Below are 14,383 nucleotides of genomic sequence, written 5' to 3'. Positions count from 1 at the left end.
ATACCGCCCCAGTGCGAAAGCCTCACCCCGCCGGCAGTGCCGCCCGCGGAAGCCTCACCGCGAGGCGGGCGCCGCCGCCGGGCCGGTCCTCGGCCGCGACCGTGCCGCCGTGGCCCTCGACGATCTGCCGCACGATGGTGAGGCCGAGCCCCGCGCCGCCGCTCTCGCGGTTGCGCGAGGGCTCCACCCGGTAGAACGGCTCGAACACCGCCGCCCGTTCCGCCTGCGGGATGCCCGGCCCGCGGTCCTCCACCACCAGCAGGGCGAAGCCGTCCTCGGCCGCAAGCCGCACCTCGGCGGCGCCGGCATAGGCGATGGCGTTGCCCACAAGGTTGGCGGCAACGCGCGCGAGCGCCGCCGGCGAGCCGCGCACCTCCAGCGGCGCATCGGCGCCCGATAGCGTCACCTGCGCGCCCTGGGCGCGGCGCGCCTCGTATTCGGTGCGGGCGATCCGCGCGAGGTCCACCACCTCGTCGGAGGCCGCTGAGAAGGAGGCGCGCGCGAAGGCGAGCGCGTCCTCCACAAGTGCGCGCATGTCGTCGAGATCGGCACGGGCCTTCTCCACCTGCGGTCCCTCCGGCAGCAGTTCCAGCCGCAGCCGCAGGCGCGTGAGATAGGTGCGCAGATCGTGGCTGATGGCGCCGAGGACCAGCGTGCGGGTCCGCACCAGATCGGCGATGCGGGCCTGCATGGCATTGACCGCACCGATCACCGCGCGCACGTCCGGCGCGCCGCGCTCGCGCACGGTCTGCGGCTCCAGCGCCGCGCCGAAGCGGCCTACCGCCTCGGCGAGGTCGGAGAGCGGCCGCGTCTCGCGCCGCACCGCGACCAAAGCGGCGATCGCCACAAGCAGGCCGAGGATGCCGGACAGGAGCCCGATCGGGAGCCCCATGAGCCGCACGGTGAGATCGCCCCCTGCCGTCACCTCCAGATAGCGGCCGTCGGACAGCTGGATCACGGCGAGCAGGCGCGCGCCGACCAGCTCCCGCAGCCGCTGCACCGGCCGGTCGCCGCGCCGCTCGCCGGCGATGAGCGCGAGCGCCACGTCCCGGTCCGGCGCCAGATCGGCCAGCGTCCGCAGCCGCCGCACCGCGGGGCGCAGCAGCCGCGGCGTCGTGACGTCCGGCGCCTGATCGACGATGCGCGGCACGAAGCCGGGATGGGCGCTCGCGGCCAGGGCCAGCGCCCGTTCCCGGGGGCCGAACGCGTCCATCAGCTTGGCCAGAGCGGCGATCTGCCCCAGCAGCGGCGTGAAGGGCGGGCTGGAGGCCACCTGGCGGCGCTCCGCCACATAGGCCGCCACCATGAGGAGTTGCACGGCGACCAGCGCCGCCATGACGATGAGCGCGATGCGCGCGGCGATGCCGAAGCGCGGCATGGGCGCTCAGAGGGCGCGCACGTCGGCGGCGAACAGGTAGCCGCCGTTGCGCACGGTCTTGATGAGCTGGGCCGCCTCGGGGTCCGCCGAGGCGAGCTTGCGCCTGAGGCGGCTCACCGAGACATCGATGGTGCGGTCGAACGGGTCGGCGGTGCGCCCGCGCGTCCAGTCGAGCAGCTGGTCGCGGCTGAGCACGCGCTTCGGCCGCTCGACGAAGCAGGTCAGCAGCTCGAACTCGGCCGACGTGAGGTCCAGCGGCCCACCGCCCGGGGCGGCAAGGCTGCGGGCGTCGAGGTCGGCGACGAAATCGGCGAACGCGAGCCGGCGCGCGGGCGCCGCCGCCGTCCCGGCCTCGGCGCGGCGCAGCACGGCGCGGATGCGCGCCAGCAGTTCGCGGGGATTGAAGGGCTTGGGCAGATAGTCGTCGGCGCCCATCTCCAGGCCGAGGATGCGGTCGATCTCCTCGCCCTTGGCGGTGAGCATGAGGATGGGCAGGCCGCCTTTGGCCCTGAGCCGCCGGCAGATGGACAGGCCGTCCTCACCGGGCAGCATCAGGTCGAGCACCACGAGGTCGGGGCGGGCGGCGGCGATGATGCGGTCCATGGCCGTTCCGTCGGCGGCGGCCAGCACCTCATACCCCTCGCGCGTGAGGAAATCCGACAGCAGCGCGCGGATCTCGCGGTCGTCCTCGACGATGAGCAGGGTGTGCTGGGCCATGGCGCGACGTTAAGGCGGCGCGCGCGCAGGCGGCAATGGCTCCGCCTCCGGCGTTACAAAACGTTACGCCTCCGGACCCGGCTGCAATGCCGCTGCAAAGCGCCGCGGCGAGCATGCCCCCATCGGATTGGCGGGCCGGCAGGCGTCGGCTTGCCCCATCATGGAGGCTGGACCCATGAAGCTCTCGAAGTCCCTTGCCCTTCGTCTCGCCCTCGCGGCGCTGTTCAGCGTCGCCATCGCGAGCGAGGCGGCGGCCTGGACGCGCTCCGGTACTGTCACGACCCCGCGCGGCACCTATACCGGCAGCGGCTGCGCCGCGGGCGTATGCGCGCGGACCGCCAGCGTCACCCGGCCCCATGGAAACTCCGTATCCCGCTCCGGCAGCGTGGCGCGCACCAGCTATCCCTCCTATATGTACTCGCGCACGACCACGGGGTCCTATGGCCGGTCCGTCACGCGGTCCGGCTCGGTGGTGGTCTATCCCTGATAGGCCGCCGCCATGCGGACGCCGGGTCGTGGCGACGCCGCCCCATTGCCCTGGTCCGGCGTCCGCGCCTCACGACAGACGGAGATCCCATGACCCTGAAGCAGATTCTTCCCCTCGCCGCGGCGCTTGCGCTCCTCGCCTCCCCCGCCATGGCGCAGAACGATGCGCTGAGGGCCGCGTGCGGCAACGATGTGAAGACCCTGTGCGCAGGCATTCAGCCCGGTGGCGGCCGCATCGCCAAGTGCCTGACCGACCAGAGCAGCAAGGTCTCGGCCCAGTGCAAGGCTGCCATGGCCTCGGCCGCGCCGGCGGGCGCCGCCACCACTGCGCCCAAGAACTGAGGCCTGGCGCCGCCCCAGCCCCCCGCTGCGGCGTGATTCGGGCCTAGCCTGAGCTTGACGTGCGCGGGCGCGCCGCCTTCTGCGCGGCGCGTCCGCCCGGTCGGCATCCGGCCGGGCAGCGGACCGGGAACAGCGGCCGAGAACGGGCGACGGGGAACGGGCGGCGGACGCCCGTTTCGCACGGGGGTTGCGCAAGCGGGTTCTATTTGCGTCGATCCCACTTTAGGCTCACGGGCTGAAGCCAGCTCCCCGAGGAGCGTTCGGTCATGTGGCTCGACGATCACCGACCCATGCGCCTCGGCCCGCCCCCGGCGGGCGCGGGACCGGGGGATGACGCCTTTCGCGACTTCGGCATCCTGTCGGTCGATCACGACGGCGTGCGGGTGCCGGTGCAGTCCCAGATCCTGGCGCATTTGCCGTTCGGCGTGCTGCGCAGCTTCCGCCGCAGCGAAAATCCGCGCCGCAGGGCCCTGGTGGTGGCGCCGCTCGCCGGCAGCTATCCCCTGCTCATGCGCGACCTCGTGGTGGCGCTGCTGGCGCCGTTCGACGCGGTGGCCGTCACCGACTGGCCCAATGCCCGCGACGTGCCGCTCGCGGCCGGCCGCTTCGGCTTCGCCGAGAACTGCATGGAGGCCGCGCAGATGGCCCGCGCGCTGGGCGGCGGGCCGGACGACGGCGGCGCGCCGGTGCATCTGGTGGGCGTCTGCCAGGGCGTGGTTCCGGCATTGGTCGCGGCGCTGATGCTCTCCGAGGAGGGGGCAGCACCGGCGAGCCTGACGCTGATGGGCGGGCCGGTGGACCCTTCGCGCAACCCCACCCGGCTGTGGCGCATACTCCAGGACCGCTCGCTCGACGCGCTGGAGGCGCAGGTGATCGAGACCGTGCGCACCGGCTTTCCCGGCGCAGGCCGGCGCGTCTTCCCCGCCTGGCGGCAGATGGACACGTTCGGCCTCTATCTCTGGCGGCAGGCGCTCTCCGGCGGAGAGATGCCGATGAAGCTCACCTTCGACGAGGGCGCGGACCCGCTGCGCTTCCCGCTCTCGCGCCTGTGCTGGACCATGATGGACGTCGCCGCCGAGTTCTTCATGGAGAATGTGGCGACCATCTTCCGCGAGAACGCGCTCGCCCGCGGCACCCTCGCCATCGCCGGCCGGCCGGTGCGGCCGCAGGCCCTCGCGCGCACTGCGCTGCTCACGGTGGAGGCCGAGGACGACGACATCTCCGCCCCCTGCCAGACTGCCGCGGCGCACGATCTGTGCGCCGGCGTGCCCGAAGGCTTGCGCCGGCGGCTCACCTTGCCGAAGGCGGGCCATTTCTCGCTGTTCTACGGCCACGCCATGCGCCGCGCCGTGGTGCCCGCCATCGCCGGCCTCGCGGCGCTCACCGAAGGCGCGCCGCCGGGCGCCGCATAGCGCGCCGCACTCTGTCGAGCCGGGCGCGGGGTGCGACACCGATGCAGGCCGCCGGGGCGTTCCGGCGCTTGATCAATGCCGGCGCATCGGCGAACGTGCAGGCAAGGATTTCTGTGTCTTCCGACACCGCACCCATCTCATTCAACTGAATTGGGCGGGCACGCGATGTAATTGGGATGTCATCATGCAGGCTGCCGCGCGCGCCGTTCTCCGCGTTCCCGTTATCGGCTGGTTCCTCAAGGACGCCATCTACGGGCTGCCGGACGCGAAATACTACTTCATCGCCAATCTCGGATTTCTCTTCGCCGCGCTGACCTACAAGTTCGGCTACGCCTTCCTCATCATCTATGCGCTGACGGCGACTGCGCTCGCCATGACGGCGCTGATCGTGCTCACGGCCTCCGACATGATCGTCAACTGGTCGAAGCGGCGCTGACGCCGCCGCAGCCTCATCCGAACCGGGCGCGGACCTTGGCGGAGATCCACTCGCTCGCCACCACGGTCGCGAGGATGACGATGAGGATCAGCGTCACCTGAGGCCAGGCCAGCGTGTTGAGCGAGCTTTCCAGGTTGAGCCCGAGGCCGCCCGCGCCCACGAGGCCGAGCACCGTGGATTCGCGGATGTTGATGTCCCAGCGAAACACGCTGATGCCGGCGAAGGCGGGCATGATCTGCGGCACGATGGCGTAAGTGAGCACCTGCGGCCCAGAGGCGCCGGTGGCGCGGACCGCCTCCACCTGGGTGGCGTCGATCTCCTCGATCGCCTCGTAGAGCAGCTTGCCGATGAAGCCGATGGACCGGAGCGCGATGGCGCAGATGCCCGCCAGCACGCCCGGCCCGAGGATCGCCACCAGCAGCAGCGCCCAGATGATGGCGTTGATGGAGCGCGAGGCGACGATGACGAACAGCGCCGCGGGACGCACCAGCGCCGCGCTCGGCGTGGTGTTGCGGGCGGCAAGGAAGGCCACCGGGACCGAGAGCACGATCGCCGCCAGCGTGCCCAGGGTGGCGATGTTGAGCGTGTCCCACAGCGGCTTGAGGAGCACCGGGAAATAGCTCCAGCGCGGCGGGAACATGCGCGCGCCGATATCGGCCGCCTGGGCCGGCGCGTCGCGCACGAAGCTCCAGATGGTGTCCTGCGTCATCACGCGCCAGCAGAACACGGTGAGCGCCACCAGCGCGAGCCAGCCGAGCCAGGCGGCGAGCGTGCCCGCCGGGGTGCGGCGCGCCCAGGCCCTGCGGCCATCGGAGAGGGGGGCGACGGGCATCACTTCACCCGCGCCCGGACGAGGCCGGAGACGTATTCGCTCGCCATGACGATGGCGATGATGAGGATCAGCACCGCCGCGGCGCTGTCGAACTCGTAGCGGTCGATGGCGGTGTTGAGCGTCGCGCCGATGCCGCCGGCGCCGACGATGCCCACCACCGCGGATTCGCGGAAATTGATGTCGAGCCGGTAGAGCGACAACCCCAGCAGGCGCGGCGCCACCTGCGGCAGCACGCCGAACGCCACCAGCGAGAGCCACGGCGCCCCGGTGGCGCGCACCGCCTCGATGGGCGCGGCGTCCGCGTCCTCGATGTCCTCCGCCAGGAGCTTGGCGAGGAAGCCGATGGTGGCGAAGGCAAGCGTCAGGAAGCCCGCGAACGGCCCGAAGCCCACCAGCGCCACCAGGAGGATGGCGACCACGATCTCATGCAGCGCGCGCGACAGCGCGACGATGGCGCGGCACACGAGATAGACCGGCAGCGGCACCAGGTTGCGCGCCGCGCCGATGCCGATGGGCACCGAGATGGCGATGCCCGCCACGGTCGCCGTCACCGTCATGGTGAGGCTCTCCACCATGCCCTGGGCGATGTCATCCCAGCGGCGCGAGAAGTCCGGCGCGGCGAAGCCCGAGAGGAAGCGCAACCCCCGCGCCCAGCCCTCGGAAAGGCGCGCCCAGTTCACCTCGACCGAGCCGAGCGCCAGCGCGAGATAAACGGCGGCGCCGAGTGCGAGGCCGTAGCGCAGCCAGGGGCTGGCGATCAGCGGCGGCGGGCGCCAGCGGCGCGCGGGAGCGGCGCTCACAGCGCGCGGGCCCCCAGCGCGGCCGGGCGCGGGGCGCGGGGCGCCTCCTCGTCGGCCTCGTCGGGACCCTCATCGGCGTCGTCCGCGTCGCGGATGGTGCGCGACCAGTCCTCCTCGCCATAGATGGCGGTGAGCGCGGCGGCATCGAGAGTGTCGGGCGGCCCGTCGAACACGATGCGCCCGGCCTTCAGCCCGACGATGCGCTCGACGAACATCTGCGCCAGCGCCACGTCGTGGATGTTGACGATCGCCGCCAGTTGCCGCTCGGCGCAGACCTCGACGATGAGCCGCATGATCTGGCGCGAGGTCTTGGGGTCGAGGCTGGCGGTGGGCTCGTCCACCAGCAGCAGGTCCGGCTCCTGAACCAGAGCGCGGGCGATGCCGACGCGCTGGCGCTGGCCGCCGGACAGTTCGTCGGCGCGCTTGTCCACATGGTCGAGCAGGCCGACGCGCTCCAGCACCGCGAAGGCGCGGTCCACGTCCGCCTGGGGGAAGCGGCGCAGGAAGGCGCGCCAGAAGCCCACATAGCCGAGCCGGCCGGAGAGCACGTTCTCCATCACGGAGAGCCGCTCCACCAAAGCATATTCCTGGAAGATCATGCCCATACGCCGGCGCGCCTTGCGCAGGCCGGAGCGCGAGAGGGCGGTGACGTCGAGCGCGCCGAGCCGCACCGCGCCGGAGGTGGGCTCCACCAGACGGTTGACACAGCGGATGAGGGTGGACTTGCCCGCGCCCGACGGGCCGATGAGGCCGACCACCTGGCCCGCCGGCACCTCCAGCGACACGTCGGTGAGCGCCGCGTCGCCCTTGGCATAGCGCTTGGTGAGGCGGGAGAGGGTCAGCATAAGCGTAGGCCGGGGAGCGGATACCGAATGGTCCCGGACAAGGCCCCGTCCACCGCCGCCATGCCCCGGCTTGTCCGGGGCATCCACCGGGCGGCGCAGGGGCCACGCGTTCGCAGGGCACGGCCTCGCGGCACCGTGGATCCCCCGGACAAGCCGGGGGATGACGGACCCTCAAGGCCGCGTGCAGGGGGCTCATGACCCACACCTGTCACGCGCGCCGGCTGTGACGCCTTCGGCGTCACTTGCAGGTGTAGGCGACGCCCATGGCGTCGTCGATCTGCCGCACCACCGCCCAGGTGTCCTTGAAGGTGATGGGGATGAACTTCTCCTGCGGCGGCTCGGCGGACTTGAACTCCTTCTGGAGCGCGGTGCCTTCCCAGTCGAAGGTGAAGAAGGCCTGCTTCACCTTCTCGGCCAGCTCGGGCTTCAGGTTGTAGACATAGCCGTAGCCGGTGGTGGGGAAGGTCTGCGACTTGTAGATCGTCACCACCTGCTCGGGCTTGATGACGCCGCGGGCGATCATGCGCTTCATCACCGAATTGGCGATGGCGGCGGCGGGATAGTCCTTGTTGGCGACGCCGATGATGGAATTGTCGTGCTTGCCCGAGAACACCGGCTCGAAGTCCTTGCCGGCCTCCATGCCGAACTGCGACTTCAGAAGCGCGGACGGCGCCTTGTAGCCGGAGTTCGAGGTCTCGGAGGTGAAGGCCATCTTCTTGCCCTTGATGTCCTCGACCTTGGCGATGCCGGAACCGGGATAGGTGATGATCTCCATCTCGTAGCCGTAGGCCCCGTCCTTCGCCGCCATCATGGTGAAGGGCACGAAGCCGGAACAGGCCACCGCGATGGGATTGGAGCCGGTGTTGAAGCCGGCCACGTGCAGGCGCCCCGCGCGCATCGCTTCGAGCTGCGCGGCGTTGGACTGTACCGGGAAGAACTGGACCTTCTTGCCGGTGGTCTTCGCCAGGTGGTCGAGGAACTCGGCCCACACCTTGGCATAGACCGCGGGGTCCTCCACCGGGGTATAGGCGAACACCAGGGTGTCGGGGTCGAGCTGCTTGGCCGTGTCGGCCGGCGCGTCGGCGACCATGTCGCCGTTGGCGTCGGTAAATCGCGGATCGAGCTTGAAGTCGGCGAGCGCGGCGCCGGGCAGCAGCAAGGCGGCGGCCGCGAGCGTGACGCGCGCGAAGGCGGCGAAGGACATGGAACCCTCCAGGGACGGGATCGGTGGAGGGGATGTACGAATTTTCTGTGACGCGACGACTACAGTGGTCCGGGCGCCCCATCGCGCCGCGCGCCTCCTGCATCGCGCGGTTCCAGCCGCCGCCCCTCCCGGCTCCCGAAGCGGGGAGACATTCGCCGGAAAACCGTGCGCCGGCGCCGTTTGCCGGAACGCTCGTCCCAGCCCGGAACGCCGCGCGCGGGCGGTGGCGATCGGGTGGTGGACGAGGCGATGTTCCGGCTGCCCGCCGCACGCACCTTCTGTAGAGTGGCGCTTCCCGCCCGGAGACGGACCATGGCCGACTGGAACGCCCGCCAGTATCTGAAGTTCGAGGATGCCCGCACCCGCCCGGCGCGCGATCTGCTGGCGCAGGTGCCCGACGTCGCGGCTTCGGACGCCGCGCCGCCGCTGGTGGTGGACCTCGGCTGCGGGCCGGGCAATTCCACCGAGCTGCTCGCCGCGCGCTTTCCGGATGCCGAGATCCTCGGCCTCGATACCTCGCCCGACATGATCGCCGCCGCCCGCCACCGGCTGCCGGGCGCGCGGTTCGCGCTGGCCGACGCCGCGACCTTCACGCTCGATCGCCCGGCCGCCCTCATCTATGCCAATGCCGTGCTGCAATGGGTGCCGGACCACGCGACCGTGCTGCCGCGTCTCATGTCGCTGCTGGCGCCGGGCGGCGCGCTGGCGGTGCAGATGCCGGACAATCTCGACGGCCCGGCGCATGTCGCCATGCGCGAGACGGCGCTGGTCGGCCCGTGGGCGGACAAGCTCAGGCAGGCCGCCGCCGCCCGCACGCCGCTGCCGGCGCCCGAGACCTATTACGACATGCTGGTGCGCGACGCCGCCCAGGTGGACATCTGGCATTCGGTCTACAACCACCCGCTCGACGGGGTGGGCGCCATCGTCGACTGGATGAAGGGCGCCGGCCTGAGGCCGTTCATCGACCCGCTGGAGGGCGACGAGCGCGTCCAGTTCCTGGAGGAGTACGAGGCGCGCCTCGCCGCCTCCTACCACCGGCGGGCGGACGGCAAGGTGCTGCTGCCGTTCACCCGCCTGTTCATCGTAGCCGTTGCGCGCCGATAGTCGTCCCCAAGAGCGCAGCAAAGACCGAGCCGAGGGAGAGCCGATGACCGAGCCCGAAACGCCCGCCGACGACATGGTGACGCTGACCTTGCCGCGCGATGCGGCGATCGTGGCATTCGACGTCATCGCCCGGCTCGCGGACCCGCCCGACGCCGAGTTGCAGAGCGCCCGCTTCGGCCACCCGGCCGAGCCCGCCGCTTTGTGGACCCTGGTGGCGGCGTTCGAGCAGGTGCTGAGCGCGCCGTTCGCCGAGGACTACCGCGGCGAGCTGGAGGCGGCGCGCGCCCGCCTCTTCCAGGAGATCACCGGAGAGGATATCGCCGAAGGCTCCTGAACCCGCCTCACTCCGCGGCATGCGGCAGATGGGGCAGCCCCGGAAGGGTCGGCTGATGCGGGCTGTCGCCGTGGCCGCCCGGCCCTGCCTCCGGCGCCTCGTCGCGGGCGCCGATGAAGCGGCCGAACAGTCGGCCGAGGAAGCGGCTCACGTCGTCCATCACCGAGAACACCGCCGGCACGAACACCAGCGACAGCACGGTGGAGGTGATGAGGCCGCCGATCACGGCGATCGCCATGGGCGCGCGGAACGCGCCGCCCTCGCCGAACGCCAGCGCCGAGGGCACCATGCCCGCCACCATGGCGATGGTAGTCATGACGATGGGCTGCGCCCGCTTGTGCCCGGCCTCCATCAGCGCCGTGGTGCGGTCCATGCCGTGCGCCATCGCCTCGATGGCGAAGTCGACCAGGAGGATCGCGTTCTTGGTGACGATGCCCATCAGCATCAGGAAGCCGATCACCACCGGTAGCGAGATGGAATTGCCGGTGACGAGCAAGGCGATGAAGGCGCCGCCCACCGAGAGCGGCAGCGAGATCAGGATGGTAATGGGCTGCAGCACGTCGTGGAACAGCAGCACCAGCACGGCGAGCACCATCATCAGGCCAGCCCCCATGGCCATGGCGAAGCCGGAGAACACCTCCTCCATGATCTCGGCGTCGCCCGCTTCCTTCAGCGTCACGCCGGCCGGCAGGTTCCGGGCCGCTGGCAGCGCCTTCACCTTGTCGAGCGCCGAGCCGAGCGGCGTCGCGCCGACGAGGTCGGCTTCCACCGCGATGCGGCGGGCGCGGTCGTAGCGGTCGAGCGCGGTCGGCCCCTTGCCGAACTCCACCCGCGCCACCGCCGAGAGCGGCACCGCGGCGCCTGAGGCGGTGGGCACCTTGAGCGCGTCGAAGGTGGCGAGCCGGGTGCGGGCGCGCTCGTCGAGCTGCACGCGGATGTCGATCTGCCGGTCGCTGGCGGAGAACTTGGCGAGGTTGGCGGAGATGTCGCCGATGGTGGCGATGCGCACGGTCTCGGCGATGGTATCCACCGAGACGCCGAGGTCGGCCGCCTCGTCGAGCTTCGGCACGATGCGGATCTCCGGCCGGTCGAGGGCGGCGGAGGACACCACGTTGGTGAGCTCCGGCACGCCGTCGCGGATCTCCTTCTCCAGCGCCAGCGCCGCCTTTTCCACCGCCGCGCCGTCATTGCCGGAGAGGATCACCTGGAAACCGCGCTGCGCGTTCTGGCCGTCATTGCTCCAGGTCACGCGCATGTCGGGCATGGCGGCGAGCGGCGCGCGCAGCTCGGCCTCGAAGGCCTTCTGGCTGATCTCACGCTCGGCGCGCGGCTTCAGGTTGATGACGATCTGCGCCTTGCGCACCTCGCCGGCCATCATGGCGAGGCCGCCCTGCCCGCCGCCGCCGGCGGTGGCGTAGACCGCGCGCACCTCGGGCCGCTCCAGCATCATCCGGGTGATGCGGTCGGCGACGCGCTGGGTCTCGGCCAGCGTCGTGCCCGGCGGCAGCTCGATGGAGAGCATGGAGCGGGAGATGTCGTTGGTGGGCAGGAATCCGGACGGCAGGAGCGTCGACAGGAACACGGTGCCGACGAAGATGCCGAGGCCCATGGCGATGGTCACGAAGCGGTGCCGCACCGACCAGCCGAGCAGGCGCATGTAGCCCCGCATGGCGATGCCGTCTTTCGGCACGTGCCCGCCGTCGCGCAGGAAGTAAGCGGCGAGCAGCGGCGTGATGAGCCGCGCCACCGCCAGCGAGAACAGCACCGCGATCGCCACCGTGATGCCGAACTGCTTGAAGTACTGCCCGGCGATGCCGCCCATGAAGGATACCGGCACGAACACCGCGACGATGGTGAGCGTGGTGGCCATCACCGCGAGGCCGATCTCGTCCGCCGCCTCGATGGCGGCGCGGTAGGGCGACTTGCCCTGCCGCATGTGCCGCACGATGTTCTCGATCTCGACGATGGCGTCGTCCACCAGGATGCCGGTGACGAGCGTGACCGCCAGGAGGCTCACCGCGTTGAGCGAGAAGCCCAGCATGTCCATGACCCAGAAGGTGGGCAGGATGGACAGCGGGATGGCGAGCGTGGTGATGACCGTCGCCCGGAAGTCGCGCAGGAACAGGAACACCACGATGACCGCGAGTATCGCCCCCTCGATCAGCGTGTGCATGGCGCTCTGGTAGTCCGACTTGGTGAAGCGGACCGTGGTGTCGATCTCGGTGACGGTGACGTTGGGATAGGCGGCGCGCAGCTTGTCGAGGTCTTTCTGCACCCGGTCGTAGACCGTGACGTCGGAGAAGCCCTTGGCGCGGTAGACGCCGAACGCCACCACGTTCTTGCCGTTGAGCTGGGCGAAGACGCGCGGCTCAGCCGCGCCGTCGCTCACCGTGCCGAGGTCTTTCAGGCGCACCGAGCGCCCGTTGGACAGCGCGATGCGGGTGTCGGCCAGGTCCTCGACGCTGGCGGCGCCAGCCAGCGTGCGGATCGACTGCTCCTGGGTGCCCACCTCGCCGCGGCCGCCGGAGACGTCCACGTTGGTGGCGCGCAGCTGGCGCGAGACCTCGGCGGCGGTGACGCCGAGCGCCATCAGCCGGTCGGGGTCGAGCGCCACGCGGATCTCGCGGTCGACACCGCCCTCGCGCTTCACCTGGGCGACGCCGCGGATGCCCTGGAGCGCGCGGGCGATGGTGTCGTCGACGAACCAGGACAGCTCCTCCGGCGTCATGGCCGGCGAGGACACCGCGAAGGTGACGATCGGCAGGCCCTCGATGTCCACGCGCTGGATCAGCGGCTCGTCGATGGTGCGCGGCAGCTCGGTGCGGATCTTGGTGACGGCGTCTCGGGTGTCGTTCACCGCCCGGTCCACCAGCGTCTCCAGGTGGAATTCCACCGTGGTCACGCTGGTTCCCTCGGAGATCGAGGAGGTGATGTGCTTCACCCCGGAGACGCCGGCGATGGCGTTCTCCACCTTCTTGGTCACCTGGGTCTCAAGCTCGCTCGGCGCGGCGCCTGCCTGGGTGACGGTGACCATGACGATGGGCACGTCGATGTTCGGCATCTGCGTCACCGGCAGCGAGCGGAAATGCACGATGCCGAGCGCGGTGAGCACCACGAACAGGACGAGCGAGGGGATCGGCTTGCGGATCGCCCAGGCGGAGACGTTCAGAGCCATCAGCGCACCTCGTTCGCGGCGGTCTCGATCGGGCTGACCCGGTCGCCCTCGCGCAGGAAGCCGCCGGCGCGCGCCACCACCTGTTCGCCGGCCACGAGCCCGTCGACGACGAGGATGCGTCCGGCGCTCTTGAGCGCCACCTTCACCGGGCGGCGCGCGACGATGCCGTTCGCGACGCCGAGCACATAGGCGCCGGCGGCGTCGAACATCACGGCCGACTGCGGCAGCGACAGGCCGCTCCGGCTGCCGAGCTCGATCACGCCGCGCCCGTAGGCGCCGGGCTTCAGGCGCGGGTCCGCGGGGAGCGCAATCTTCACCTTGCCGAGCCGGGTGGACCTGTCCACCTCGGCGGAGACGAGGCGCACCGTCCCGGCGAGCGGCGCGTCGAAGCCGGCGGGCGTGACCTCGGCCTTGAGGCCGGCCTTCATGCGCGGCATGGCGTCCTCGGGCACCTCGGCGTCGAGGTCGATGGCGCCGTCCTGGGCGATGCGGAACAGCGGCTCGGCGCGCGCCGACAAGGCGATGGCGCCGACGCGGGCGGTGCGCGCCAGAACGATGCCGGCCGCCGGGGCGCGCACCTCGGTGCGCTTCAGCCGCACCTCGATCTCGTCGCGCTGCGCCTTGACGAACACCTCCTCCGCTTCGGCGGCGATGAGCGCCTCGCGGGCGGCCGCCACCTGGGCGCTCGCCACCTTCACGGCGCGCTCGCGCTCGTCGAGGGTCTCCTGGGAGACGGTGCCGCTCTTGCGCAGCTGGCGGGCGCGGTCGACCGCGGCGCTCGCCTCGGTCTCCTGCGCCAGCGTCTGGTCGACCGTGGCGCGCTGCTGGGCGATGGCGGCGCGGGCCTTGGCGGCGCTGGCGGTGTTCTGGGCGAGCTGGGTCTCCAGCACCTCGCGGGAGAGGCGGGCGAGCACCTGGCCCTTGGCCACCGCGTCGCCGACCTCCGCCAGGATCTCCACCACGCGGTAGCCCTCGATCTCGGGGCCGACCTCGATCTCCTCGCGCGGCAGAAGCGAGCCGGTGACGAGCAGCGTCTCGGTGATCTTGTCCTCCAGCGGCCGCACCACGGTGACGCTGAGGGCGGACGGCGCCGCGGCGGTGGAGGCCTCGGCCAGCGCGGCGGCGGGCGCTGCCATCAGGCCGGCCGCGGCCAGGACGAGCACGGGGAACGCAGGAGTGGCGGCGCGGGCCATGAGGGAGAGGACCTTCTGAAGTGCGGGCGGCGGAAGATGGGCAGCAACGGCGGCAATCCCGTGACGCGATGCGGACGGGCCACGGCCAGGTTGACGCAGGGGCGAGCGGCGGCGGGCGGCCATGG

At 71.4% G+C, this 14,383-nt stretch carries 14 protein-coding genes; 6 read left to right on the top strand and 8 right to left on the bottom strand.

All coding sequences use genetic code 11. The annotated features are described in order from the left end of the window. Positions 1 to 22: 22 nt before the first annotated feature. Together D9R14_RS19405 and D9R14_RS19400 are read right to left on the bottom strand one after the other, a co-directional pair. On the bottom strand, positions 23 to 1,378 hold the full coding sequence (locus D9R14_RS19405; protein ID WP_121625006.1) for a sensor histidine kinase: 1,356 nt from the start codon (positions 1,376 to 1,378) through the stop codon (positions 23 to 25). 6 nt (positions 1,379 to 1,384) lie between these two features. After that, positions 1,385 to 2,095 (bottom strand): response regulator, encoded by a 711-nt coding sequence (locus D9R14_RS19400; protein ID WP_121625005.1) that lies wholly within the window; start codon positions 2,093 to 2,095, stop codon positions 1,385 to 1,387. A gap of 175 nt (positions 2,096 to 2,270) precedes the next feature. Between D9R14_RS19400 and D9R14_RS19395 the strand changes: the two genes are divergently transcribed. The 4 genes from D9R14_RS19395 (at position 2,271) to D9R14_RS19380 (ending at position 4,771) form a co-directional block, all read left to right on the top strand. Continuing rightward, the gene (locus D9R14_RS19395) at positions 2,271 to 2,582 is read left to right on the top strand and encodes a hypothetical protein (protein ID WP_121625004.1); all 312 of its coding nucleotides are present in this window, start codon (positions 2,271 to 2,273) and stop codon (positions 2,580 to 2,582) included. Positions 2,583 to 2,671: 89 nt separating this feature from the next. Then, the gene (locus tag D9R14_RS19390) at positions 2,672 to 2,923 is read left to right on the top strand and encodes a hypothetical protein (protein ID WP_121625003.1); all 252 of its coding nucleotides are present in this window, start codon (positions 2,672 to 2,674) and stop codon (positions 2,921 to 2,923) included. Positions 2,924 to 3,189: 266 nt separating this feature from the next. After that, on the top strand, positions 3,190 to 4,335 hold the full coding sequence (locus D9R14_RS19385) for an alpha/beta hydrolase family protein (RefSeq protein ID WP_121625002.1): 1,146 nt from the start codon (positions 3,190 to 3,192) through the stop codon (positions 4,333 to 4,335). A gap of 184 nt (positions 4,336 to 4,519) precedes the next feature. Then, the gene (locus D9R14_RS19380; RefSeq protein WP_121625001.1) at positions 4,520 to 4,771 is read left to right on the top strand and encodes a hypothetical protein; all 252 of its coding nucleotides are present in this window, start codon (positions 4,520 to 4,522) and stop codon (positions 4,769 to 4,771) included. 13 nt (positions 4,772 to 4,784) lie between these two features. Here D9R14_RS19380 and phnE (D9R14_RS19375) read toward each other — a convergent pair whose 3' ends face one another. The 4 genes from phnE (D9R14_RS19375) to phnD form a co-directional block, all read right to left on the bottom strand. After that, positions 4,785 to 5,603, bottom strand: a complete 819-nt coding sequence (gene phnE, locus D9R14_RS19375; protein WP_121625000.1) for a phosphonate ABC transporter, permease protein PhnE — start codon at positions 5,601 to 5,603, stop codon at positions 4,785 to 4,787. Beyond that, a complete protein-coding gene (phnE, locus tag D9R14_RS19370; RefSeq protein WP_121624999.1) occupies positions 5,603 to 6,403 on the bottom strand; it encodes a phosphonate ABC transporter, permease protein PhnE in 801 nt (266 codons plus the stop codon). Before phnE (D9R14_RS19370) ends, phnE (D9R14_RS19375) begins: the two co-directional genes overlap by 1 nt. Next, positions 6,400 to 7,248: a phosphonate ABC transporter ATP-binding protein gene (phnC, locus tag D9R14_RS19365; protein WP_121624998.1), complete on the bottom strand. Its 849-nt coding sequence runs from the start codon at positions 7,246 to 7,248 to the stop codon at positions 6,400 to 6,402. Before phnC ends, phnE (D9R14_RS19370) begins: the two co-directional genes overlap by 4 nt. 238 nt (positions 7,249 to 7,486) lie before the next feature. Continuing rightward, positions 7,487 to 8,452: a phosphate/phosphite/phosphonate ABC transporter substrate-binding protein gene (gene phnD, locus D9R14_RS19360; RefSeq protein WP_121624997.1), complete on the bottom strand. Its 966-nt coding sequence runs from the start codon at positions 8,450 to 8,452 to the stop codon at positions 7,487 to 7,489. 312 nt (positions 8,453 to 8,764) lie between these two features. On the opposite strand from phnD, the gene tam reads away from it, so the two are divergent. Both tam and D9R14_RS19350 read left to right on the top strand, forming a co-directional pair. Continuing rightward, a complete protein-coding gene (tam, locus tag D9R14_RS19355; RefSeq protein ID WP_121624996.1) occupies positions 8,765 to 9,556 on the top strand; it encodes a trans-aconitate 2-methyltransferase in 792 nt (263 codons plus the stop codon). A gap of 43 nt (positions 9,557 to 9,599) precedes the next feature. Continuing rightward, positions 9,600 to 9,890, top strand: coding sequence for a hypothetical protein (locus D9R14_RS19350; RefSeq protein WP_121624995.1), 291 nt, complete (start codon positions 9,600 to 9,602; stop codon positions 9,888 to 9,890). A gap of 7 nt (positions 9,891 to 9,897) precedes the next feature. Here the strand turns inward: D9R14_RS19350 and D9R14_RS19345 are convergent, their stop codons facing one another. Further along, positions 9,898 to 13,065, bottom strand: a complete 3,168-nt coding sequence (locus D9R14_RS19345; protein WP_121624994.1) for an efflux RND transporter permease subunit — start codon at positions 13,063 to 13,065, stop codon at positions 9,898 to 9,900. Then, positions 13,065 to 14,258 (bottom strand): efflux RND transporter periplasmic adaptor subunit, encoded by a 1,194-nt coding sequence (locus tag D9R14_RS19340; RefSeq protein ID WP_121624993.1) that lies wholly within the window; start codon positions 14,256 to 14,258, stop codon positions 13,065 to 13,067. Before D9R14_RS19340 ends, D9R14_RS19345 begins: the two co-directional genes overlap by 1 nt. Between the last annotated feature and the right edge of the window lie 125 nt (positions 14,259 to 14,383).

Source organism: Xanthobacter tagetidis, from assembly GCF_003667445.1.
GTDB lineage: Bacteria > Pseudomonadota > Alphaproteobacteria > Rhizobiales > Xanthobacteraceae > Xanthobacter > Xanthobacter tagetidis.
This window is presented reverse-complemented; position numbering and strand designations above follow the sequence as displayed.